22 protein-coding genes are annotated in these 25,139 nt (G+C 43.4%); 6 read left to right on the top strand and 16 right to left on the bottom strand.

From position 1 onward, the window contains the following. Positions 1-99: 99 nt before the first annotated feature. The 6 genes from GGR07_RS10290 to uvrA all read right to left on the bottom strand — a co-directional run bounded on the left by GGR07_RS10290 (position 100) and on the right by uvrA (position 7,949). Positions 100-1,098, bottom strand: a complete 999-nt coding sequence (locus GGR07_RS10290) for an MBL fold metallo-hydrolase (RefSeq protein WP_034543332.1) — start codon at positions 1,096-1,098, stop codon at positions 100-102. 92 nt (positions 1,099-1,190) lie between these two features. Next, positions 1,191-2,285, bottom strand: a complete 1,095-nt coding sequence (locus GGR07_RS10285) for a PspC domain-containing protein (protein WP_039972413.1) — start codon at positions 2,283-2,285, stop codon at positions 1,191-1,193. Positions 2,286-2,304: 19 nt separating this feature from the next. Further along, on the bottom strand, positions 2,305-2,631 hold the full coding sequence (locus GGR07_RS10280) for a PadR family transcriptional regulator (protein WP_021644483.1): 327 nt from the start codon (positions 2,629-2,631) through the stop codon (positions 2,305-2,307). A gap of 232 nt (positions 2,632-2,863) precedes the next feature. Next, the gene (locus tag GGR07_RS10275) at positions 2,864-4,528 is read right to left on the bottom strand and encodes a peptide MFS transporter (RefSeq protein ID WP_122056594.1); all 1,665 of its coding nucleotides are present in this window, start codon (positions 4,526-4,528) and stop codon (positions 2,864-2,866) included. Between the two features lie 90 nt (positions 4,529-4,618). Beyond that, the gene (gene ybaK / locus GGR07_RS10270) at positions 4,619-5,095 is read right to left on the bottom strand and encodes a Cys-tRNA(Pro) deacylase (protein ID WP_027325138.1); all 477 of its coding nucleotides are present in this window, start codon (positions 5,093-5,095) and stop codon (positions 4,619-4,621) included. 28 nt (positions 5,096-5,123) lie between these two features. Beyond that, entirely contained in the window at positions 5,124-7,949 is a 2,826-nt protein-coding gene (gene uvrA / locus GGR07_RS10265) for an excinuclease ABC subunit UvrA (protein WP_122056711.1), read from the bottom strand. A gap of 158 nt (positions 7,950-8,107) precedes the next feature. Between uvrA and GGR07_RS10260 the strand changes: the two genes are divergently transcribed. Together GGR07_RS10260 and GGR07_RS10255 are read left to right on the top strand one after the other, a co-directional pair. Then, positions 8,108-9,868 (top strand): muramidase family protein, encoded by a 1,761-nt coding sequence (locus GGR07_RS10260; RefSeq protein WP_122056595.1) that lies wholly within the window; start codon positions 8,108-8,110, stop codon positions 9,866-9,868. An 11-nt stretch (positions 9,869-9,879) separates the two neighbouring features. Continuing rightward, on the top strand, positions 9,880-10,599 hold the full coding sequence (locus GGR07_RS10255) for a porin family protein (RefSeq protein WP_021644488.1): 720 nt from the start codon (positions 9,880-9,882) through the stop codon (positions 10,597-10,599). 227 nt (positions 10,600-10,826) lie between these two features. Here the strand turns inward: GGR07_RS10255 and GGR07_RS10250 are convergent, their stop codons facing one another. The 5 genes from GGR07_RS10250 to GGR07_RS10230 all read right to left on the bottom strand — a co-directional run bounded on the left by GGR07_RS10250 (position 10,827) and on the right by GGR07_RS10230 (position 14,428). Then, entirely contained in the window at positions 10,827-11,270 is a 444-nt protein-coding gene (locus GGR07_RS10250) for a DUF4293 domain-containing protein (RefSeq protein WP_021644077.1), read from the bottom strand. 111 nt (positions 11,271-11,381) lie between these two features. Beyond that, the gene (locus tag GGR07_RS10245) at positions 11,382-11,717 is read right to left on the bottom strand and encodes a DNA-directed RNA polymerase subunit omega (protein ID WP_021644078.1); all 336 of its coding nucleotides are present in this window, start codon (positions 11,715-11,717) and stop codon (positions 11,382-11,384) included. 15 nt (positions 11,718-11,732) lie between these two features. After that, positions 11,733-12,536: an outer membrane protein assembly factor BamD gene (locus tag GGR07_RS10240; protein ID WP_021644079.1), complete on the bottom strand. Its 804-nt coding sequence runs from the start codon at positions 12,534-12,536 to the stop codon at positions 11,733-11,735. A gap of 134 nt (positions 12,537-12,670) precedes the next feature. Next, entirely contained in the window at positions 12,671-13,096 is a 426-nt protein-coding gene (locus tag GGR07_RS10235; RefSeq protein ID WP_021644080.1) for an ACT domain protein, read from the bottom strand. Positions 13,097-13,129: 33 nt separating this feature from the next. After that, positions 13,130-14,428 (bottom strand): phenylacetate--CoA ligase family protein, encoded by a 1,299-nt coding sequence (locus tag GGR07_RS10230; protein ID WP_034543333.1) that lies wholly within the window; start codon positions 14,426-14,428, stop codon positions 13,130-13,132. A 138-nt stretch (positions 14,429-14,566) separates the two neighbouring features. Here GGR07_RS10230 and uvrB point away from each other — a divergent pair, with 138 nt between their 5' ends. From uvrB to GGR07_RS10215, 3 genes are all read left to right on the top strand, one after another. Further along, the gene (gene uvrB, locus GGR07_RS10225; protein ID WP_021644082.1) at positions 14,567-16,600 is read left to right on the top strand and encodes an excinuclease ABC subunit UvrB; all 2,034 of its coding nucleotides are present in this window, start codon (positions 14,567-14,569) and stop codon (positions 16,598-16,600) included. Positions 16,601-16,813: 213 nt separating this feature from the next. Then, positions 16,814-17,290, top strand: a complete 477-nt coding sequence (locus tag GGR07_RS10220; RefSeq protein WP_021644083.1) for an alanyl-tRNA editing protein — start codon at positions 16,814-16,816, stop codon at positions 17,288-17,290. A 178-nt stretch (positions 17,291-17,468) separates the two neighbouring features. After that, positions 17,469-17,897, top strand: a complete 429-nt coding sequence (locus GGR07_RS10215) for an Hsp20/alpha crystallin family protein (protein WP_021644084.1) — start codon at positions 17,469-17,471, stop codon at positions 17,895-17,897. Between the two features lie 156 nt (positions 17,898-18,053). On the opposite strand, the gene GGR07_RS10210 is transcribed toward GGR07_RS10215, so the two are convergent. The 5 genes from GGR07_RS10210 to GGR07_RS10190 are packed head-to-tail and all read right to left on the bottom strand — an operon-like array spanning position 18,054 to position 23,995. Then, positions 18,054-19,169 carry an ABC transporter permease gene (locus tag GGR07_RS10210; RefSeq protein ID WP_021644085.1) on the bottom strand — a complete coding sequence of 372 codons (1,116 nt, stop codon included), beginning with the start codon at positions 19,167-19,169 and terminating at the stop codon, positions 18,054-18,056. A gap of 33 nt (positions 19,170-19,202) precedes the next feature. Beyond that, positions 19,203-20,306, bottom strand: a complete 1,104-nt coding sequence (locus GGR07_RS10205) for an ABC transporter permease (RefSeq protein WP_021644086.1) — start codon at positions 20,304-20,306, stop codon at positions 19,203-19,205. A 3-nt stretch (positions 20,307-20,309) separates the two neighbouring features. Continuing rightward, a complete protein-coding gene (locus GGR07_RS10200; protein ID WP_039972320.1) occupies positions 20,310-21,779 on the bottom strand; it encodes an ATP-binding cassette domain-containing protein in 1,470 nt (489 codons plus the stop codon). A gap of 41 nt (positions 21,780-21,820) precedes the next feature. Next, complete coding sequence (locus GGR07_RS10195) at positions 21,821-22,723, bottom strand: HlyD family secretion protein (RefSeq protein ID WP_021644088.1); 903 nt, start codon at positions 22,721-22,723, stop codon at positions 21,821-21,823. Positions 22,724-22,735: 12 nt separating this feature from the next. Next, complete coding sequence (locus GGR07_RS10190; RefSeq protein ID WP_021644089.1) at positions 22,736-23,995, bottom strand: TolC family protein; 1,260 nt, start codon at positions 23,993-23,995, stop codon at positions 22,736-22,738. Positions 23,996-24,150: 155 nt separating this feature from the next. Here GGR07_RS10190 and GGR07_RS10185 point away from each other — a divergent pair, with 155 nt between their 5' ends. Continuing rightward, on the top strand, positions 24,151-25,044 hold the full coding sequence (locus tag GGR07_RS10185) for a helix-turn-helix domain-containing protein (RefSeq protein WP_021644090.1): 894 nt from the start codon (positions 24,151-24,153) through the stop codon (positions 25,042-25,044). Positions 25,045-25,139 lie beyond the last annotated feature (95 nt).

Raw genomic sequence — 25,139 nt, 5'->3', positions numbered from 1 at the left:
GAACAGAGTGTGATACGGCCCTTTTTATTTCTTTCGGTTATGGTTTATCATTTTCTCATCCGTGAGAACTGTCTGCAAAGCCGGGTTTCTTGAATAGCTTTATTTTCTTTTATTCAGTTTGACGACTTCGCCCAAACAAGGAATCTCTACCCGTATTTTTCGTTTTTTCGCTTCGGCGGCAAAAACCTGCGGAGGATCGTGCAGAGGCTCGTCCGACAAATCGAATGTTCCGTAATGCATGGGGATGGTCAGTCCCGCGTCCATCTCTTCCGCCGCTGTGAGCGATTCGTAGGGAGATATATGATTGGGTTGCATGAACCAGCGCGGTTTATACGCGCCTATTCCCAACAAAGCATAATCCGGCGGTCCGAACAACTCGGGAACCTCACTGAAATGAGCCGCATATCCCGTATCGCCGCTATAATATATCGAAATTCCATCACCCTGAAGCATAAACGCTCCCCAAAGTCTTTGCCCTCCGTCGCGCATCGAACGCTTGCTCCAATGCTGGGCGGGCAAAAAAGTGATTTTCAACGACTCGTCTTCCAACTGCTGATACCAGCATGCTTGTATCGTTTCCATCTGCGGAAACCAACTTTCTATGAGTTCTCCGGTGCCTAATCCGCAAAACAGTTTCATCTGCGGATTGTTTGCCGATAAGCGGGCAACGCTTCGTTTGTCCAAATGATCGAAATGATCGTGGCTTATCAGCAAATAATCGATTCCCGTGAAAATATCGGGGTTTGCGGGCAGTTCGCTCCTTCTGCGTACAAAAGGAATATTCCCGAATACAGGATCGAACATGATTCTTTTTCCTGCCAATTGAAGGAAAAAAGAGTTGTGTCCGAGCCATATCAGGCAATTTCCGGTGGCGGAATCCAATGAATGAAGATAGCAGACTTTCGGATTCCATTTGGTGTTCTTCTTCTCTTTTCGTTGCGGATTCGGAGACAAACGCCATTTCAACACACTACCCATGCCGGGACGATAGCGGTGTTGCCGGTTATAATAACGTCCGCGTACCACGGGATTTCCTCTCCAATAAGGATTTACCGTGGCCAAACGCTCATTTCTTCTGAAACATATATGTTCGCCCATGCTTACTTTTTCTATTCATACATCATTATGCTGCAAACATAATGAAAAAGAATGATTCTCAAAACGGAAAATTTCATGGAAAAGCGCTATTGTCATACCCGATGCAATCCATACAACGGCAGTTGCCATCCTAAAGCGGACAAGTTAATGATGCAAAGTACCAATCCCGTCACCCACAGTATGAACAGCGACCATTTCAGCACACTTCCCATCGGCTGCCAATGGAACAACTGGCGAAGAATGGAATAAGCCAGTCCGACCAATGGAATACCTATAAAAAGTACTCCTCCCATGGTGCCGACTACAGTCATTATAGGAGATATCGAAGCCAAAGGTTCCCAGTTAATCGTAGGGATCCATTCGAGCAACAATGCTCCGCCGCCAATCGCTATGGAGATAATGGCTATCACCAACGCGACAAAAAGAATAGCCAATACGAACAGTACAGGAAAGCAGACAATCAGCAGAGCGATTAAGAATAATTTGAGTATAAATCCTACCACCGCTACGAAAGCGTCCCCTATCTTCTGAAGAAGCGTACGCGGTTTGTCTGATCTCATATAGTTATTTACTCCGTCCGCCATCCGTTCAAACCCGTCTGTAACGGTCTTACCGATGTTTTCTACCGTGACGGCTTCGCCCCGCATGCTCAACTTCTCGGCAGCCGTGCGTGCTTCGGGAATAAGCAACCAGCATACAAGATAGATAATGACCATCGGGAAATAAGGAAGAAATATTAAAGCAATCATTAAAAGGCGCACCACCGTAACGTCCCACCCCAAATAAGCGGCCAGGCCTGCGGCTACACCGCCCAACATTTTATTGTCAGGATCGCGAAAACAGCGCCTGCTGCCGCCCGAACGGTCGTTATTCTGTCTTTTCCCCTTTTCTTTCGGATTTTCTCCCGGTTCATCTCCGCTCTCGGCATCTGCAAGATCTTCCGGTTTTCCCATTCGTGCGATGACTTCCTCCACATCGGATACAGTTATCACCTGTTTGCTCAGGGAGATTCTCTCCGAGAAGAGTTCGGAGATTCTGTTTTCCATGTCATCCACTATTTCATTCGCCCCCTGTTGTTTCCGGAAATGCAGACGAAGATTGTTTAAATAATTATCCAGCAAACGATAGGCGTCCTCATCGATGTGATAAACTGTTCCGCCTAAATTTACAGTCAGTGTCTTTTTCATTGTTATTTCTTTTTTCAGATTATCTGTTTGCAATATGGTTCACGGTTTCATTCAATTCTTTCCACGAAAGCTCCAACTCCAACAAAGACTCCTCTCCTTTCGCAGTCAGCCGGTAGTATTTGCGCGGCGGACCTTGTGTCGATTCCACCCACTCATAACTCAATAAATCGTCATTTTTCAAACGCGTTAACAATGGATATAAGGTTCCCTCTACCACAATCAGCCTGGCTTCTTTCAGTTTCTGAATAATATCCGAGGCATAAAACGGTTCTTTATGGAGCAACAACAGGATGCAATATTCCAACAACCCCTTTCGCATCTGAGACTTTACATTTTCTATATTCATATTATTCAAATTTTGTTCAGCAAAAATATATATTTCAATAGTACCATGTATAACATAGTACTATGTTTTAAGAACAATTAATATTCTGAGTAGATACGCCTATCCCGCCATATGAACAATCAGGTTATGAAAATGGAAAACATACAAGCATAAGCATAACGGTTTATATAGAGAAAGGCGGTAACAAATTTGTTTCTTGCTACCGCCTTTTCTATATAACGAACTATTTCAGTTAAGCAACTTTCTCAAGCTTCTTCATGATCGAGAAGATAAACAATGCGGACAACAAGCAGCATACGATCAATACGCTCCATACCATCCAAAGTTGCATGTCACCCCACAGATAGCCGATGATAGAAACCATATAGTTTCCAATGGCTGTGGCCACAAACCAGCCCCCCATCATCATTCCTTTATATTTGGGAGGAGCCACTTTAGATACAAAAGAGATTCCCATCGGAGAAAGCAACAGCTCGGCAAATGTCAATACCAGATAAGTGGATATCAACCAATTGGGAGAAACCAATGTATCGGGGTCGATTCCTTTGGCAGCTATCGCGGTAGGTGTAGGCAATCCTATCGATCCTATCGCCAGAATTAAGAAACCGCAGGCTGCAATTACCATACCGATACCGATTTTACGAGGAGCGGAAGGCTCTTTCTTTCTACTTGCCAGATGAGCAAATACAGCCAAAGATACCGGCGTTAAGGCAACTACGAAGAATGGATTGAACTGTTGGAAGATTTGCGGCAGAATTTCTATGGTGTCATCCATTGCATAATAACTTCCTGCCAATATGATCAACGAGGCCAATACAACCACTCCGGAAATAACTTTAGCCTTTCCGGTTTTAGATTGGAACAAAGAGAACAATCCATATACCGCAATGATGATGAGAACAAGGTTCCATACATCAAAACCGATACGGTTTATTCCGGTAACATATTGAGTCGTATAGTCGCGCGCAAAGAATGTCATCGTCAAACCGTTCTGATGGAATGCCATCCAGAAGAAAATAACCACCGCGAAAACAAGTAGCAAAGCAACAATACGCTGTTTCGTCTGTTCGGGAGTCAGTTCCGGTTCATTATGGTTGTTGGATGTTTTGGCTTGTTTGGAGTTATAATCGGCGTGTTTGTACATTGACCGGCAACCAAGGTAAATAGCCATAGAAGCAATTAATGAAATACATGCTACAGCAAAACCGTAATTATAAGCTTCAGAAAGCTTTTCAATGTAGGTCGAACAAAATGAAGCCATATCACCGGTGAATCCCTGCGCTGCTTTCAATCCTTCCAAAGCGGCGCTTCCTTCCGGCTTGATTGTGCCGTTCAGAAATTGATGTGCCAATGAAGGAATCTGCGCATTGTATGTAAAATCGGCGCCGGAGAGCACGTAATTAGTCATTTTGGTCGCAGCTGTAGGAGCAAACAAAGCGCCCACATTGATAGCCATATAGAACAAACTAAAAGCCGTGTCTCTTTTTGAACTGTACTCAGGCGAGTCATAAAGATTACCTACCATTACTTGCAAATTACCTTTAAAAAAGCCGGTACCGCAAGCTATCAGGAAAAGAGCCCCCAACATCATCATTTTTCCGGTAGAATTGGCAGCCGTAGGAATTGCCAAGAGCAAATAACCGACAAACATCACTACGATGCCGATTGTAACAATCTTACCATAGCCGCACTTATCCGCTAAAATACCCCCGACAAGCGGCATGAAATACACAGCGCCCAGGAATGATCCAAAAATGGTAGAAGTTTCAGCGGCCGAATAGCCAAACTTTGCTTGCAAAAAGAGTGTAAAGATAGCAAGCATTGTGTAATAGCCAAAGCGCTCTCCGGTATTGGCAAGAGCCAAAGCATATAAACCTTTCGGTTGTCCTTCAAACATATAAAAATAAATATTAGATTAATAAAAATGATTATTTCCTGCAAATATATACTTTTTCCTGAATTATTCAGCAATTATCAACAAAAGTTGTCATTCAAACAAGCGGCAGACTTCCGCTTTCGATTCCCTGATCAAATCACCCGGAGATATTTTTATCTGTAATCCCCGTACACCGGCGCTTACATAGATGTGTGGAAACCGAAGGCAAGTGTCGTGAATATATGTGGGAAAATGTTTTTTCATCCCGATAGGCGAACAGCCTCCGCGTATATATCCGGTAAGTGGAAGAAGCTCCTTCATAGGAATCAAATCGCATTTTTTGTTTCCGGATACTTTGGCGGCAAGTTTCAGGTCGACTTCATGCTCTCCGGGAATAACGCATACAAAGTAACCGCTTTTATCACCATGCAACACAAGCGTTTTGAATACTTGTTCTATGTTCTCTCCCAAACCGGCAGCTACATGCACTGCGCTTAAATCGTTTTCATCCACTTCGTAAGCGATAAGTTCATAAGGAATTTGGGCCTTGTCGAGCAAGCGGGCGGCATTCGTTTTATTGATTTTCATTTTCGTTGTTCGTATAATAGTTTTTTAATCAACCTCCAATCTCTTCCCTCAAAAACTTCGGGGTATATCCTTGCAAGCTTTTTGCCACTTCTTCCGGTGTTCCGAAACTTAATACTTCACCGCCGCCTTTTCCGCCTTCGGGTCCCATATCGATTAGATAGTCCGCCATTTTGATGACATCGAGGTTATGTTCGATTACAATCACCGTATTCCCTTTATCAACCAATTTATTAAGTACTCCCATCAGTATGCGGATGTCTTCAAAATGAAGTCCTGTAGTGGGCTCGTCGAGTATATAAAGCGTTTTGCCGGTATCTCTTTTTGCCAACTCCGTTGCCAGTTTCACACGCTGGCTTTCTCCGCCGGAAAGCGTGGTAGACGATTGCCCGAGTTTGATATAACCCAATCCGACATCTTGCAGAACCTTTATTTTGTTCAGGATCTGCGGAACGTTCTCGAAGAACTCGACGGCACGGTTGATGGTCATATCGAGCACATCGGCTATCGATTTTCCTTTGAAACGTACTTCCAGCGTTTCTCGGTTGTAACGTTTGCCGTGACAAATCTCACAAGGCACGTAGACATCGGGGAGAAAATTCATTTCAATGGTTTTATATCCGTTTCCTGAACAGGCTTCGCAACGCCCTCCCGAAACATTGAAAGAGAAACGTCCCGGTTTATATCCGCGAATCTTCGCTTCGGGCAGGCCGACAAACAGGTTCCGGATGTCGGAGAACACACCGGTATAGGTAGCGGGATTGGAGCGTGGAGTACGGCCTAAAGGCGATTGATCGACATTCACCACCTTATCTATATGTTCTATACCTTCAATGGAGTCATACTCCAGCGGGTCTTGCAACGAACGGTAGAATTTCTGTGAAAGAATCGGCTGTAATGTTTCATTAACCAAGGTAGACTTTCCGCTGCCGGACACTCCGGTCACACAGATCAATCTGCCTAACGGGAATTCGACATCCACATTTTTCAGATTATTCCCTTTCGCCCCTTTTAGCCGTATTGCCAGGCCGTTTCCTTTTCTACGCTTGGTGGGAACCTCTATTTTCATCTTTCCGTTCAAATATTGCGAAGTCATAGTATCTGTCTTCAGCATTTCTTGCGGAACACCGGCGAAAACAACTTCTCCTCCGAGTCGTCCGGCTTTAGGGCCCATGTCGATTATATAGTCGGCCGCCAACATCATGTCTTTATCGTGCTCCACCACAATAACGGAGTTGCCCATATCGCGGAGTTCTTTCAAAGAATGAATCAACCGGAGGTTGTCGCGTTGGTGCAACCCGATGCTCGGTTCATCTAAAATATAGAGCACATTGACCAATTGTGAGCCGATTTGTGTCGCCAGTCGTATGCGCTGGCTTTCACCTCCGGAAAGACTTACGGAACTCCGGTTTAAAGCCAGATAATCCAACCCCACATCCAACAGAAATTTCAGGCGCGTGCGGATTTCTTTCAGTATTTCTGCGGCTATTTTCTTTTGTTTATCCGAGAGAAAAGCATCGACGTTCATCAACCAATCATACAATTCATTGATGTCCATATTTGCCAATTCGTTGATGTTCTTGTCGTGAATGCGGAAGTGCAACGCTTCTTTATTCAGGCGCGCTCCTTTGCATTCGGGACAAACAGTCGTCTTGGCAAATTGTTCCGCCCATTTTTGGGCCGTAGCCGAGGCGTCTTTCTCTTGCAACATCTGGATATATTTCACAATGCCCTCATAGCTCACAAAATAATCGGAAGATGTCCCTATCAGCGAGTTCTTAATTTTAATACGTTCGTCCGATCCGTGTAATATTTCCTCAAGCGCATCTTCCGGAAGCTCTTTTACAGGAGTTTTCAATCCGGCGTCGTATTTTTCGAGCAAAGCGGCAATCTGCCAAAAGATCATTGTGTTTTTGTATTTTCCCAAGGGGGCTATCGCTCCTTCATGAATGGAAAGCTCCCGGTCGGGAATCACTTTATCTATATCGATTTGGTTGACTATGCCCAATCCTTTACATTTCGGACAGGCCCCTTGCGGAGAGTTGAAAGAAAAATTGTGCGGCGCAGGCTCGCGATAAGACAACCCTGTGACAGGACACATCAGACGTTTGCTGTAATGGCGGATGCTTTCGGTCTGAGCATCCAGAATCATCAGCAGACCGTCTCCCTGTCTCATGGCAGTTGCCACGCTCTGTTTCAAACGTTTATCATCCTTGTCGGCTACAACCAGTTTGTCGATTACAACCTCGATATCGTGATTCTTATACCGGTCGACTTTCATGCCGTGCGTTATTTCACGCACATCCCCGTCTACACGGACATACAAGTAACCCTTTTTGCGTACCTGTTCGAACAACTCTTTGTAATGTCCCTTGCGCGAACGCACCAATGGAGCGAGTAAAAATATCTTTTTGCCTTTATAATCATTTAAAATCAGCTCGATGATTTGCTCTTCGGTGTATTTCACCATCTTTTCGCCCGACAAATAAGAATACGCTATACCGGCGCGGGCAAAAAGCAGACGAAGATAATCGTATATCTCCGTCGTAGTGCCCACCGTAGAACGCGGGTTTTTATTCGTCGTTTTCTGTTCGATAGAGATCACCGGACTCAATCCCGTGATCTTATCCACGTCGGGGCGTTCCAGATTTCCCAGAAAGTTGCGGGCGTACGCCGAAAAAGTTTCGATATAGCGACGCTGCCCTTCGGCGAATATCGTGTCGAATGCCAACGAAGACTTACCGCTGCCGCTTAATCCGGTTATCACCGTCAGACTGTCGCGAGGTATTTCCGCATCGATATTCTTCAAGTTGTGCACACGCGCCCCGTACACGTTGATATATTCCGTTTCCTGCATATTCTTTTCTTTCATAAATGCTGCAAAATTAATGTTTCCGCATGAAATATGCTCCTAAAAAAGCACAATATTATTTTCTTAACTCAAAACTTATGAAGATATAATACATTTATTCGTACCTTTGTTTCTTAATTTAAAGAACTAACCGTTATAAATTAATGAAACTAATCAGTCGAATATCCTTGCTTTTGCTAATTATAAGCATTTCATATACGATGGGGTATGCGCAGGAGAATCAATCTTACTTTTTGCATACTATCGAAAAAGGTCAGAGTTTATATTCCATATCCGGTATGTATAACGTCACTACAACCGACATCATCCGTTTGAATCCGGGATGTGAAGATAAAATATACGCCGGACAGACTATCAAAATTCCCAAAGGTAAGGAGATACAGCAAGGAGAAACGTTTCATACCATCCAAGCCGGAGAAACTCTGTATAAACTGACGACCGTATATGGCGTGTCGGCGAAGGTCATTTGCGATGCCAATCCGGGCTTAAGCGCCGAGAATTTCCGTATCGGGCAAGTCATACGTATCCCGCTGGAGAAAGATGCGGTCTCCGTTAAACAAGAGTTGCCGGCAAGTAAACCGATTAAAGGTCCGGTGCAGTCGAGATGCAAGGATATGCATAAGGTAAAACGTAAAGAAACGATTTTCAGTGTAAGCCGTCAATACGGAATCAGCGAAAAGGAGTTGATTGCCGCCAATCCGGAATTGAAAGAAGGAATGAAAAAAGGACAGTTTCTTTGTATTCCTTATCCGGGTGCTGCCTTGCTAAATCCCTCTCAATCGGAGAGTCAGCCTGCCACTCCTCCAAGCAATAGCGAGCTTTTCCGTGAAAATAGAGAAACTCCTCGGGAAATTTCCACCATAAAAGCGGCTGTTCTGCTACCTTTTCAGGAAGACAAGCGAATGGTGGAATATTACGAAGGTTTCCTGATGGCGATAGATAGCCTGAAACGCACCGGAACTTCCATAGATTTGTATGTATACGATTGCGGTAAAGAGACTTCTTCGTTGAATGTGATTCTGGCCAAAGAAGAGATGAAAAGGATGGATGTCATATTCGGTCCTATGCATCAGCAGCAAATCAAGCCTTTGTCTGCTTTTGCCCAAAAGAATAATATCCGACTTGTGATTCCTTTCTCTTCCAGAGGACAAGAAGTTTTCAAAAATCCTCTCGTCTATCAGATCAATACGCCTCAATCTTATTTGTATTCGGAGGTTTACGAACATTTTACCCGTCAGTTTCCTAATGCTCACGTCATATTCATGGAAGCAGCCAATGATGACAAGGAAAAAGCCGATTTCATCAGCGGCATGAAGCAAGATTTGAAAAATAAAGGAGTAACGATGAGCTTTGTCAGTGAAAATGCCGATAAAAGCACGCTTAAAGCTGCCGTTCGTGAAAATAAGGAGAATATTTTCATACCGACATCAGGAAGCAATATCACACTCATAAAGATTCTTCCGCAGCTGACGTTGCTGGTTAGAGAAACTACGGAGCAAAACATACATTTGTTCGGCTATCCGGAATGGCAAACTTACACCCGCGACCATTTGGACAGCTTCTTTGAACTGGATGTGTATTTTTATTCGTCTTTCTATACCAATACTTTATTCCCTGCTGCCGTACAATTCACAAACGCTTATCATAAATGGTACAGTAAAGATTTAGCGAGTAAATATCCCAGTTACGGGATGCTTGGCTTCGATACGGCATTCTTTTTCCTGAAAGGTTTGACAAGGTATGGGTCGGAATTGGAGAAAAATCTCGATAAAATGAATCTGACACCTATTCAAACAGGATTTAAATTTGAACGGGTGAATAATTGGGGAGGATTTATCAATAAAAAAGTATTCTTCATTCATTTCACCAGAAATTTCGAATTAGTAAAACTTGACTTCGAATAAGAAAGACGAGTATGATAAAAATGAAATCGCTTTTGATTGCCTTCATTCTAATGACGGTTCTCACACTTCCAAGTATTGCTCAGATAGGTGAACTTCGCCATAACTTTTCCGTGGGTGTAAACGGAGGTCTTAATTTAAACAAATGTTTCTTCACTCCTACCATCAAGCAAAAGACATTGTTGGGAATGACCGGCGGAGTTACCGCGCGTTATATTTCCGAGAAATATTTCTCGATGATTTGCGGCGCGCAGCTTGAAGTAAACTTTTCGCAACGCGGATGGGATGAATTGTTTGAAACTGTAAATGAAAAAGGACAAACGGTAAAAGATGCTACACGGGGATATACACGCAAAATGAGCTACATAGACGTTCCTTTTCTTGCGCATCTGGCTTTCGGTCATGAAAAAGGATTGCAGTTTTTTATCCATGCGGGACCTCAGATTGGATTCTTGATCGGAGAATCGGAAGAAAAACAAAATATAGATATGAATACTCTGACCGATACTCAAAAAGCCGTATACGGAGGTAAGATCAACAATAAGTTCGACTATGGAATCGTCGGTGGCGGAGGTATAGAGCTTAAGACAAAGAAAGCCGGCAATCTGTTGCTCGAAGGGCGTTACTACTTTGCTTTATCCGATTTTTACAGCACTACCAAGAAAGATTACTTCTCCCGTGCTGCGCACGGGACAATCAGTGTGAAAATTACTTATCTGTTTGATTTGAAATAACGCCCGAATAAACCCGCCCCAACTAAGAATGCTCGAATTTCTCCGTGCATAAGTACCCAAAAGTATAAAAAAACAGGCACGATAAAAAATAAATTAAAGAGGAACTGTCCGAAAGGTTAGCTTGAATACTCAATCAATATTATGAAAAGGTTGTGACAAAAAGAAAAATTATTTCTGATTACTTTTCGAACAGTCTCTCCTTTGTCAATAGATAAACGAACACGCATTTATCGTAGGCGATCTGCGGCTTTCACCATTACTTCATCGCGCCCGATGGCACGAATCGCCAAGATATTCAGAATAATCGAAACAAGCGGGAGACAGAGAGCCCATCCGATGCGAAACATGCCGGCATTATCTTTTAATGCGGTATAAAAAGCAAAAAAGGCAATATAATAACCTACCAACAACAAAGAGTTGAAAATAGTCATGCGAATTTGGAGCATACGGTTCTTATATAGAAAAATAGTCCCCAAGGCTATGATACCGCTAAGCGCCAAAATACCGAATAAGCCCCAAGTCGATTGAAAAGAATCATGCATATCTACTCCCAGAGGTTTAAAGACATGCTCCCCCATCGTATCTGTAAAATATCCCATAGGCAGACACATCGCCGCAATTAGCGCTCCTGTGACGATTAATAGATAAACTGTTTGAATTCGTTGAATCATAATTTATATATGAATAAGTAAAGTTAAACAATAATAGCCAAGCAATAAGGAGCGGAATAAGCATTCCTCCTACTTACTTGACTATTTCCATTTTTTGTCAAAAACAATAAGTTATTGAAGTTTTTCTTTCTCTTTCGCCGGATTTCTATAATAGATTTTCCCTTCAATATATTCCTGGGTGGCAATCAACGTAGGTTTCGGCAATTTTTCGTAATAACGGGAAATTTCGATTTGCTCTCTGTTTTCAAACACTTCTTCCATATTATCCGAGTAGGAAGCAAATTCTGCCAATTTCTTTGACAAATCGCTTTTTATCTCGACGCTGATTTGGTTGGCCCGTTTACCTATAATGGCAACACTTTCATATACATTCCCGGTATCAGCACAGAGATCCATCATATCACGGGTTACCGTCGTTGTGGGAGCATTTGTTTTTTTGTAATCCATAAATCTATAATAAAATTAGTCTTTAGTTACTTTTTTCGATTCTCTGAAAATTTTTTCAGCCTCTTTCAGGTATTTGCTTTCAGGAAACTCATTTTTGAAAGCGTAATATTCGTCTATTGTTTCGCGATAGCGATCAAGCTTCTTGGATTCTACGCTATTGACCGCCATTTCATAGCGGGCACGGAGGATCAAAATAGAAAGTTCTTCGCGATAATCGGTGTAAGGATAATCTTTCAACGCATTTTGGGCAGTAATGATAGACGATTCATAGTTATTACCCATGTAATTACCCAGATTGTAATATAAACGCGCAGAATAAAGTTCTTTCAACACCAATTTATCCTGTAAGGCGAAAATCATATTTTGCGCTTCCAGCTTTTTGCTGCTTCCCGGAAAATATTCCATAAACATCTGCAATTGTTGAATGGCCTGATAAGTGCTTGTTTGATCGAGCCGCGGTTCGGGAGTATCCAAGAATAGCGATTTCCCCGCATGGAAACGAGCCAATTCGGTATAAGTGCCTCGCGGATAAGTAGTGTAATAAGTGATAAATGTTTGAGCAGCAGTTTGATAATCCTTTTGATTGTAGTAACACATTCCCAACATATACAGCGATTCTTCTGCTTTGTCTGTTCCTTTCAGAATAGTAATCAATTCGTTAAGCAGAGTAGCCGACCGATTGTACTGTCCTTTCGCGAAATAATTTTTGGCAGCTTCGTACTTATATTCATAATCAGTGCTTTTCAGCAATTTATTATACTCTCCGCAGGAAGTCAGAGCGGCTGCTGCAAGCAAAACTATAAGGATATTCTTCTTCATTCTATTAAAAAATAATGCGCAAAGTTACTTATTCGTCGGGAATTAACCAATTAATCTACCTTTTTTAATACATAAAAGGCGTTAAACGACGAAAGAAATGGACCGATAAAGCAAAACATAGATCACAAAGCAAGCTATAATTTGTACAAATCGCTTGCCGCCAGCAGGTCTACTTTCTTCTCTTTCAGCACGGCAATACATTTCTCCAGATTACTCGGGCGGATCACTACATTCGCTACATGATTGCTCGCAAACGAATACATGTATTCTATGAAAACACCTTCAGCTGAAAGATATTTCAACACTTTGGCCAAAGCACCGGGAATATTCGGGCAACTAATGCCAATCACATCGGTTATATTTACCGCAAAATTGTTCTCTTTTAAAGCTTTGTATGCCTTATCCGGATCGGATACTATTCCCCGTAAAATGCCGAAATCGGCATTTTCGGCAATACACAGCGCGGAAAGATTGATGTTTTCTTTTGCCAACACCTCGGTTACTTCCGTCAGCCTTCCCGATTTATTTTCCAGGAAAATAGAAAGTTGTTTTGCTACCATGATCTTAAACTATTTAGATTTTATTTCTCACATTTAAAGTCTCCTATTATCTATTATCCGTTGGGCTTTTCCGGTACTGCGTTCGATGCTTCGAGGTTCCACAAATTTCACCTTTACTCCCAATCCTAACACGCTTTGCAAACGATCGCTCAGTTTCTTCTTCAGCGCAAGCATTTTATTGATTTCGTCCGAATAAAAATCGGGACGTATCTCTACACGCAGTTCCATTGTATCCGTATTGTTTTCTCTGTCTACTATTAATAAATAGTGCGGTTCAAACTCTTCCATCTCTAGAATTACCGATTCGAACTGGGTGGGAAAAACATTCACTCCCCGAACAATCAACATATCGTCGCTGCGTGCTAAAATTCGGTTCATGCGTACCAAAGTCCGCCCACAAGAACATTTTTCATAATTCAGAGAAGTTAAATCCCGTGTCCTGTAGCGCAATAACGGCATGCCTTCCTTGCTGAGATGAGTAAAAACCAGTTCGCCTGTTTCTCCGGGACCAACCGGTTGTAAAGTGTCCGGATCTATAATCTCGGGAAAAAAATAATCTTCGTTCAAATGAGCGCCTTCCTGACATTCGCATTCATATCCCACTCCGGGACCGGCTATTTCACTAAGTCCATATAAGTCGTATGCTTTGATTCCAAGTTTATCTTCAATTTCACGGCGCATGTTCTCCGTCCACGGTTCCGCGCCGAAAATTCCGATTTTCAGTTTGAAGTCGTCGCGGGGCAACTTCGACTCTTTGATAGCGTCTGCCAGATAAAGAGCATACGAAGGCGTACAGCAAAGTACCGTGGCACCGAAATCATGCATCAAAGTTATTTGCTTTTTCGTGTTGCCGCTGGACATGGGAATCACTGAGGCTCCGATATTTTCGGCGCCTGAGTGTGCGCCCAGCCCACCTGTAAACAATCCGTATCCGTAAGAAATCTGAAAAACATCCGAGCGATCGGCCCCATAAGCCGTATAAGCTCGCGAAAGACACTCCATCCACGATGATAAGTCCTTGCGGGTATACCCCACTACCGTAGGCTTTCCCGTCGTACCGGAAGAAGCGTGTATACGAACAATTTGACTCATGGGTACGGCGCAAAGGCCAAACGGATAGTTCTCTCTCAAATCATGTTTCGTGGTAAAGGGAAGTTTTGTGATGTCGTCAATCGATTGTACATCATCCGGGGTCAATCCCATTTCGTGCATCTTTCTCCGATAAAAAGGAGTGTTCTGATATACATATTCTACAATCTTTCTGAGACGTATGTCCTGAATTTTACGAAGACTTTCACGATCCATGCATTCAATCGCTTCATTCCAAATCATGTTTTCCGCTGTATTTTATTAGTGGTACAAAATTATTTTCTGACTTGAATATCCTGCAAAGTAAAGGATTTATTTGGATAAATGATTTGTTATATCGATTATTTTACCGAATATTGTCCTTCTTTTCAACGATTGACTATGAATTTTGAATTAACATCAGCCTATAAACCTACCGGTGATCAGCCTGAAGCGATAGCCCAACTGACTGAAGGAATACGTCAAGGCATTCCCGGGCAGACATTGTTGGGCGTTACCGGTTCCGGAAAGACATTTACCATTGCCAACGTTGTTGCCAATATTAATAAGCCGACGTTGATTTTAAGTCACAATAAGACATTAGCTGCGCAACTGTACAGTGAATTTAAAGGATTCTTCCCGAATAATGCGGTAGAATACTATGTTTCGTACTATGATTACTATCAGCCGGAAGCGTATTTGCCGAGTACCGATACGTATATAGAGAAAGATCTTGCCATCAACGACGAGATTGACAAATTGCGGCTCGCCGCTACTTCGGCCCTGCTTTCGGGGCGAAAGGATGTGGTGGTCGTTTCTTCGGTTTCCTGTATCTACGGTATGGGAAATCCTGCCGACTTCTATAATAATGTCATTGAAATCGAATGCGGGCGTATGCTCGACCGGAATGTTTTTCTGCGTCGGTTAGTAGATAGCTTGTATACACGAAACGATATAGACCTGAATCGGGGAAATTTCCGTGTGAAAGGAGATACGGTGGATATCTATCTGGCATATTCCGACCATTTGCTTCGGGTGACTTTTTGGGGTGACGAGATTGACGGCATCGAGGAGGTAGATCCCGTAAGCGGTGTTACCGTCGCTCCTTTTCAGGCATATAAAATATATCCCGCCAATCTTTTCATGACAACGAAAGAAGCGACCCTTCGCGCCATTCATCAGATTGAAGATGATTTGACCAAACAGGTAGCCTATTTCAGGTCTATCGGCAAGGAATATGAAGCGAAACGGCTGTACGAACGTGTCACGTACGATATGGAAATGATTCGGGAGTTGGGACATTGCTCGGGCATTGAAAATTATTCGCGCTATTTCGACGGGCGCGAAGCGGGAACCCGTCCGTATTGCCTGCTCGATTTTTTTCCTGACGATTTTCTGATCGTTATCGACGAGAGCCATGTGAGTGTTCCGCAGATACGCGCCATGTACGGAGGAGACCGCGCCCGCAAAACGAATCTTGTGGAGTATGGGTTTCGATTGCCTGCGGCGATGGACAATCGTCCGCTGAAGTTCGAAGAGTTCGAGGCAATGGCCAAACAAGTGATATACGTCAGCGCCACGCCGGCGGAATATGAATTGGCACAATCGGAAGGAATTATTGTTGAACAGGTTATCCGTCCAACCGGATTGCTCGACCCTGTCATAGATGTCCGTCCGAGTATGAATCAAATAGACGATTTGATGGAGGAAATTCAACTCCGGATCGAAAAAGAAGAACGGGTACTCGTCACCACACTGACCAAACGCATGGCCGAAGAACTCACCGAATATCTTTTGAATCACGACGTGCGATGCAACTATATCCATAGCGATGTGGACACACTGGAGCGCGTGAAGATCATGGATAGTCTGCGTCAAGGAATTTACGATGTACTGATTGGTGTGAATCTGCTGCGTGAAGGGCTCGACTTGCCCGAAGTTTCGCTTGTCGCCATTTTAGACGCCGACAAAGAAGGCTTCCTCCGGTCGCACCGATCGTTGACGCAAACTGCCGGACGTGCCGCGCGTAATGTAAACGGGAAAGTCATCATGTATGCCGATAAGATAACCGAGAGTATGCAGCTAACCATCGACGAGACCAATCGCCGGCGCGAGAAACAATTGGCGTACAACGAAGCCAACGGTATTACTCCGCAACAAATTAAAAAGGCACGTAATCTGGCTGTATTCGGACATACGGATGCGGAATCCGGCGAGCTTCCCAAAGAGAAACGTGCTTATGTCGAACCCGCCGCACCGAATATCGCTGCCGATCCGATCGTACAATACATGAATAAGGCGCAAATGGAAAAAAGTATTGAGCGTACCCGCAAGCTGATGCAGGAAGCGGCTAAGAAATTGGAGTTCATCGAAGCGGCGCAATATCGCGACGAATTGTTGAAACTGGAAGATCTGATGAAAGAAAAATGGGGATAAATTATTAATAAACATAGAACAATACCCCACCCCTCTTAATATATGTTATAAAACACATTATTTCGCTTGTATAGTTTGCGGTTTTCGGAAAAGTGCCTACATTTGCAATGTGTTTTTCATAGTATTAGATTTAAGGTTAACAAAGGTTGGAGTACAGCGGTACTCCTTTTTTTATGCCCATACTACATTTGGCATATACTAAGATAAAATCATATGGAGCAAAAAACAATTCTAAACGGTCATAATAAACAAGAGTATCCTCCCATGCATACGGCAGAACATCTGTTGAATGCAACTATGGTACGGGCTTTCGGATGTCCGCGTTCACGGAACGCCCATATCGAAAGAAAGAAAAGCAAATGCGATTACCAGCTTCCTTCCTGCCCTACTCCCGAACAGATACAAAATATTGAGGACAGTGTGAATGAAGCAATCAAAAGAAATCTGCCGGTTAATACGGAGTTTGTGACATATGATGAAGCCAAAGAGTTGGTGGATTTAAGCAAATTGCCTGCCGATGCCTGCCGGATGTTGCGCATCGTGCGGATTGGAAATTATGACGCCTGCGCTTGCATTGGGTTACACGTGGAAAACACCTCCGAGATTGGAACTTTCAAAATTATCAGTTATGACTATAATGAAGACGAGAAGACACTTCGGATAAGATTTAAACTTATTGGCAATAAATAGATAAACAAACGTCTTTCTTGTTTAAAACGAATGAAAACGTACATTTTGTCATGTTTCGAGCATTTTTTTCATACGAAGATGCCAAATAGTCAATCTGTTACGATAAAACACTGCCGGCACATATTTTGCATCTCTTTTAATGGAAAGAATGTTTAACTAAAAGATAGGAGAGTAAATTATGATGCCTGTAAGAAAAAATCAAGGTTGGTTACCAAGTATCTTTAACGATTTCTTTGATAACGATTGGATGGTGAGGGCCAATGCAACCGCGCCCGCTATCAATGTATTCGAAACAGAAAAAGAGTATAAGGTCGAATTGGCTGCTCCCGGCATGACGAAAGAAGACTTCAATGTTTGCATTGATGAGGAGAGCAACCTCGTCATTACTATGGAAAAAAAGGTCGAAAACAAGGAAGAGGAGAAAGACGGTCGCTATCTGCGTCGCGAGTTCTCATATTCGAAGTTCCAACAGACTATGATTCTGCCCGATAATGTAGATAAGGAGAATATTTCTGCTGTTGTAGAAAATGGAGTGTTGAACATCCAATTGCCGAAACTTTCAGAAGAAGCTGTGAAGAAAGCGGAAAAGCGAATCGAAGTAAAATAAAAGCGTAACCAATTAAGAAGCAGAGGGACAAGGAACGTAAAAACGCATCTTTGTCCCTCTTTCTTTAGCTATGAACTTATATACCTTAAAAATGAAAGTTACATGCCGACAATGATACGGCCGTTTATATTGGGATATCGAACTGCCCCAATAGATTTATCGGTTCTTCCGGTAGCTTATTACTGCCCATATATTAAACCCTGTAGCGAAGAGTAGTAATATAATCAATTGCGGTATCAATTCGAAAACTCCGCTTCCTCTTAAATACACCATCCGCATCACTTCCATAAAGTATTTCAGAGGATTGAATACCGTTATCATTTGTGCCCATTCAGGCATACTGCTTACAGGGGTAAACAACCCGCTCATCAATACCAGAATCAAAAGGAAGAACCACATAACAAACATAGATTGCTGCAATGTGTTCGAATAATTAGAGATGACAAGTCCGAATCCGGACATTGCGAATACGAAAATAAGGGAAAAGAAGTAAATAGTTATAAAGTTACCCACAGGAACAATTCCATAGAACAGCCATGCCAGTCCGAAACTGATGGTAAGCACAACAAAACCTACCAGCCAATACGGCAACAACTTGGCAAGAATAAAAATGAATTTCGGCACGGGCGTAACATTGATCTGTTCAATAGTTCCGATTTCTTTTTCATTGACGACATTCAGTGCCGGCAGAAAACCGCAGATCAGAGTCAGCAGCATAACCATCAATGCCGGAACCATATAGAGTTTGTAATTCAAATGCGGATTAAACAACGACTGTGTACTTATCCGGATAGAAGGAAGGGACGCGCCAATAAAATTTTCCCTCGGATGTTTTGAGCTTAATCCGGCAGCATATTCATTAATGATGGAGCCCAAATAAGAGCTACCGATTCCTCCTTTCATCCCATTCACCGCATTGGCTGCTATCAGAATGCGAACTTCTCTACCATTCATCCAATCTCGTTCTAAATTTGGGGGTATCTCCATGATTATATCTGCCGTTCCCGATTCAATATGCTGCAAACCTTTTGCATATGAAGAAGGCAGTTCTGTCAAGTGGAAATAAGCAGAAGCCGCAATCTTGTCCGTTAACTGCCGCGAAAAGGCGGAGCAATCATGATCTACGATGTTCAGCCGGATATTTTTTATTTCCAAGGTTACAGCCCACGGCATCAACAACATACTCATGCAAGGAAAAAGCAGAATCAGCCTCGGCAGAAACGTGTTGCGAAACAGCTGCTTGAACTCTTTTTCTATAAGAAACTTAATCATAGCTTATCTCTCTTCGAATATAGATACACTTCATCATTCCAAGCGATACTTGAAATTCCTTATACTTATAGTAATCAATATACCTGCCATCACCAGTAAGACAACGATTTCTCTATATATTTCCATCACCGATACCCCTTGAATCATCAACTTCCGTATGGCTTCGATATACCAACGTGCAGGAAGTATGTTCGCAATGACCCGGAGCACCCAAGGCATGCTTTCTATTGGAAAAATCATTCCGGACAAAACCATTGTGGGCATCATCAATACCAGTCCTGAAGCGAGCATTGCCGCCACTTGAGTGCGTGTAACCGATGAAATGAGCAATCCCAGTGACAAAGAGACGAAAATAAAGAGCAAGGATATCATGACGAGCGCCAATAAACTGCCGGCTACCGGCACTTCCAACACAAACACAGAAAGCAACAATATCGTCAGCAGATTGATAAACGACAACGTAAAATAAGGTACGGCTTTCGCTATGATAATAAACAACGGACGGATGGGGGAAATCAATAAAACTTCCATAGTACCCGTTTCTTTTTCGCGCACGATAGAAATGGACGTCATCATTGCGCAAATCAGCATCAGAATCAATCCCATTACACCCGGAACAAAATTGTAGGCACTTTTCATTTGAGGATTGTACAGCAATTTGATATTCGGAGTCAATCGTGACATCGTCAAATCCGGAGACAGCATTTCTTGTTGCACTGCTGCCACAACGCCTGCCGCATAGTTTGTTTGGGCTGTCGACATATTCGGGTCGGTCGCATCCGTTACAAACTGCAATCTCGCATCTCCTGTATATAAGCCTTCGGCAAAATTCGGTCCAAAGACCACAGCCATATCTATGCAGCCCGTCAGAAAAGCAGTTTCCATTTCCTGCGGAGAGTGTATGTTCTCCGTTATGTTAAAATACTCCGAAGCCTTCAGCCGCTCTATAATCTTTTGAGTCACGACGTCGTTCGAAGGATCTAGCACTGCCATTCGCACGTTTTTCACCTCCGTACGGATAGCAAAACCGAACAATATGATTTGTACGATCGGCATCCCCAGCAATATCAGCATAGTTCGCCGATCGCGAAATATGTGATGAAACTCTTTTTTCACAAAAGCCATAAACTGCTTCATAATTCAATCTGCTTTTCGTACCGCATGACGGGCCAGTTGTTGAAAAACATCATCCATTGTATCTGCGCCGAACTGCTTCTTCAGATTGGCAGGCGTATCGAGTGCTTTGATTTCCCCATCGACCATAATAGATATCCGGTCGCAATATTCGGCTTCATCCATATAATGCGTAGTAACGAATACTGTGATTCCCCGATCGGCAGCCTGATAAATCAGCTCCCAAAACTGACGTCGGGTAGCAGGGTCTACACCTCCTGTAGGCTCGTCTAGGAAAACGATTTTTGGTTCGTGGAATATCGATACCGAGAAAGCCAGCTTTTGCTTCCAGCCCAACGGCAGACTTTTCACAACAACATTCCGTTCTGCCCGAAAGCCCAGATATTCCAACATCTCATCGGTTTTCCGTTTTATTTCCATATCGCTCATTCCGTATATTCCACCGAAAAGACGAATATTCTCCCATACTTTCAAGTCTTCATACAACGAAAACTTCTGGCTCATATAGCCGATATGTTTTTTCACTTGTTCCGTTTGCCGATAAATATCGAAACCGGCAACTTTACCGACACCTGAAGTCGGACGACTTAAGCCGCAAAGCATGCGCATGGCAGTTGTCTTTCCTGCACCATTTGCTCCCAAGAAACCAAAAATCTCGCCTTTGTTTACCTGGAAAGAAATATGGTTTACGGCCGTAAACTCGCCGAAACGTTTCGTCAGTCGCTCCACTTCAATTGCAGGAGCGGTATTACACTTAATATCTGTTCGATCTAACGGTGGCGGACAAAGGATAGCGGAAAACTGCTGGAGCACATGTTCGGGCGTATCGATGCCTTCAATTTCTCCATGATTGATAAAAGCTATCCGGTCGCATTGCCGGGCCTCGTTCATAATGGGAGTAGACACGATGATGGTAATGCCCGTTTCACGGAGATAATGAAGCGTCTGCCAGAATTCTTTGCGAGATACGGGATCGACTCCCGTAGTCGGTTCATCCAGAAAGAGAATTCTCGGTTTATGAATCAGCACGCAGCTTAACGCCAATTTCTGTTTCATTCCGCCCGACAAGGCTCCTGCCCTTCTTTTTTTAAAAGGTTCTATCTGCTCATAAATGTTTTTAATCAGTTGATAATTCTCCTGAACCGAAGTGTGGAAGAGGGTTGCGAAGAATTCAATATTCTCCTCCACCGTCAAGTCTTGATAGAGCGAAAAACGTCCGGGCATATATCCTATTCGTGTACGGATTTTTTTATAGTCTTTTACTGTGTCGCATCCATCTACTTCCACTACTCCGCAATCTGCAAGCAACAATGTGGTGAGAATGCGGAACAAGGTGCTCTTACCGGCTCCGTCCGGACCGATTAGTCCGAATATTTCTCCGCGTTTCACCGAGAACGAAACATTTTTCAACGCTTCTAATTCTCCGTATCTTTTGCAGATATCCCTGACAACTACTATTGTTTCTTTTTTATCCATACCATCAAAACTCTGCGTTTGACTCTTTGTCTTATTCCCGTTCACCGGAACACTACTCCCCCATACATTCCGATTTTCAATTCTCCGTCGTTTTTTACCGCTATTTTTACGGCATATACAAGGTTGGCACGTTCATTTTTTGTCAAGATGGTTTTGGGAGTGAATTCCGCCCGCTCGGAAATCCATGCAAGCACGCCGGGATAAGCTTTTTGACACGATCCTCCATAGTCGGCATACACATTCACACTGTCACCCAACGCCACCTGCGACAACTGTTCCGAAGTAACATAAGCCCGCAGATACATACGCTGCATTTCGGCTACCTTAAATAACGGCTTTCCCGTTGCCGCCAATTCCCCGGCTTCGGCATACTTTGACAAAACCGTTCCGCCCACAGGGACGCGGATATGGCATTTTTCGAGTAAATCTGCCGCCTGCGCTACCTGAATAGCCGCAGAATTTCCTTGTTCCGTCAGGCTGTTCACATTCTTTCTCAGCGTAGACTCATGTGCAGCAAGCTGCTTTTCGAGCAATTCGACTTGGGCATTCCGGTCATCCAACTGCTTATGAGTGGCAGCGCCTGCCGCCAACAGATTCTCCACTCGCTCTTTCTCGTGGCGGGCGGTAGAAATTTGCTGCTTGATGGCGGCAATCTGTTTAGGCAAGTCGGGGAGTTGATTTTCCACCGATTTCATTCCCGCTTCGAGTTGCAGCTTCTTAAGATAGATTTGCACTGTGTCTATCAAACCGACCTCTTCACCCGCTTGCAGCCGGGCTCCTTCTTCCACATCCAAGCGGAGCAATCGACCGGTAACTTCGGCGGAAACAACTATTTCCGTAGCCTCGAATGTTCCGGTGGCGTCATAATCCGGTGTTTTATTGCCGCAAGCAAAGAACATTAAAAATGCCGTTCCCCGGATTCCGGCTTTTAAGGTTTGTTTCATAATCCGAAAATATTAATGATTGGTCGTATGTTTTAATTCATAAATAGCCATAAGCCATTGGATTTCGTGCAATGCTTTCGTTTGCCGGGCAAGGCTTTCGGCAGTCAACTCGCGTAATAACTCCGTTACCGTGAGTGTGCCGTTAGCTACTTTGGCTTCGGCCGACCGTCGGATATTACCGCGCAGGCGGATGATCTCATCATCATCTTGCATTTGTTGTTCCAGCGAACGGATTGCCTGCCGCTGTTGTACCATTTGCAAGCGGGTGTTGAAAAGAAAAACATCCCGGCTGTTGTCTATCTGCCGATATCTGTCTGATATCAGTTTGCGGTCGTTTTTCAACGTATACAGGCTTCCGAAATTCCAGACGAGTCGGAGCCCTGCCACGTAAAAAGGAGAAAATTTGTTTTTCAGCATGTTCAGTCCGGGGTTTCCGTAAGCGCCTTGCGCAAAAAGGCTTAAATGCGGAAGATGTCTTATGTTCAACGCTTTTTCCTGTACATGGATTCCGTTTTTCTGAGCATCGAACCACAAAAGTTCCGGCCGGTAAATTTCTTCCGTGTCCGAAAAAGGTTTTACAAGTACCGGCTTCTCTAAAACCGTTTCGGGCAATAGCTCCTCTCCTACGAACAGCGACAACATTTTCAAATAAGCCGCACGCAAAGTCGAAAGCTCCATTTGTTTTTGGCGTGTGTTCAGCAGTTCCACGCTCACGGCATCCAGATCGGACCGGTTGGCAATACCGTATTTTCGATAGGCTGTTATCTGCTGTTCGTTCCTTTTCAACTCTTCTTGCAATAAGATGTTCTGTTTCAACTGTTCGTCCAACAACAAAATGCCGAAGAAAAGGCGGTTTATCCGGCTATTCAAAGCGTACATTTCCACATTTACATTTTGCCGTTCTATCTCGGCCTCTGCTGCCGCCTGCTTCTTCTGTATCCGTATTTTCCCGCTGTCCCAAACATTCTGTTGCAACTCCAGCATCACGAGGTACTGGTCTTTCGGAATTCCTTTCATGTCGATATTCGGAATCTTCAGCGGCAGTTCCGTAACGTCACTTTGATAAGTTGCCTTGGCCGAAAAAGCGAATTGGGGCAAATACCCCTTCGACGCATTCTCTATATTGTATGCTTTTGCCCTTTCTATCAAACTGTACTGGCGTACCAACGGATAGTGTTCCTGCGCTTTGCGCCTGCATTCGTCCAAAGTTGTTTGGGCATACGTTCCGGCAACGGGTAGCCAAAGAAAAAAACTGAACATGATTTCTTTCATATATCTTCAATTAGTTTTTTACAATGCAAAGGTAAGTGTTCCCGATGCACAACCATATTCCGATAGTTGGCAGAAATGCTCTATTAGTTCGAGAAAAAGATATAATCCCTTAAATAGCTGCTATTTTATTATCTTTGCAGGAAAGAACAGGAAGCATGAAACAAAAAGAACCTTTGGATTTAAGTCTTCGTTTATTTGAAGAGATGCAAATGCCCCAGCATGGTCAAACACATTTCATCAACTCTGATTTCGGTTTTATCAAAAACCTTAACCGGACGAAAACCTTTCTCACTGACGGACAACTCTATCGCATTATAGGAGCGCGTATTATTCTGGTGCGACAAGGCTCGGCTCATGTTTCTCTCAATCTGTTGGAACATCAGCCTCAATCCAATCATTTGTTTCTCGTGCCGCCAGACTCTATCGCCCAATTAATTAAAGTCTCACCGGACTTCGAAGCGCAGATGATTGCCTTTAACGGTGATTTCCTTCTCAGAACAGATGGAGAAAACTTTTCTGAATTATTTTTTCAGCAGTATCCCCAATCTTTGTTGTTATTGACAGCCGAAGAATGGATACTTATCCAAGACTTCTTTACATTAATATGGAATATTGTCCGGAATAAAGAGTTTCACAAAGAGGTTGTTCAACATCTCTTGGAAGGATTGTTGCATCATATCGAACACATTGCCCGTCCTCAAAATCAATCGGGCAGCAATTGCATGACACGGCGGGAAGAAATATTCCGGCGCTTCATCTCTTTGGCTAATGCCCATAGCCGTACGGAGCGCAACGTTGCTTTTTATGCAGACAAGCTATGCCTGACTCCGCGCTATCTGAACACCGTTATCCGGCAGACCAGCGGGCAGACAGTGATGGAGTGGATAAACCGTTCCGTCACGCTCAAGGCCAAAGTATTGCTGAAACACAGCAACTATGTGATTTATCAGGTTTCGGACGAACTGAATTTTCCAAATTCCTCCTTTTTCTGCAAATTCTTTAAGCGGATGACCGGAATGACACCGTTGGAATACCGGAAGTCAAAATAAGACATAAAGTGTGATACGCTCTATTCCTGCTTGCCGGAAATAACGGAATAAGCTATAGTTAAAACCGGATTTTTATGTATCTTTGCAAACTTTTT

The organism is Bacteroides pyogenes, from assembly GCF_014196225.1.
GTDB classification, from domain to species: Bacteria; Bacteroidota; Bacteroidia; order Bacteroidales; family Bacteroidaceae; genus Bacteroides; species Bacteroides pyogenes_A.
The sequence above is the reverse complement of the archived record's forward strand: the minus strand, read 5'-3'. Positions and strand labels throughout refer to the sequence as shown.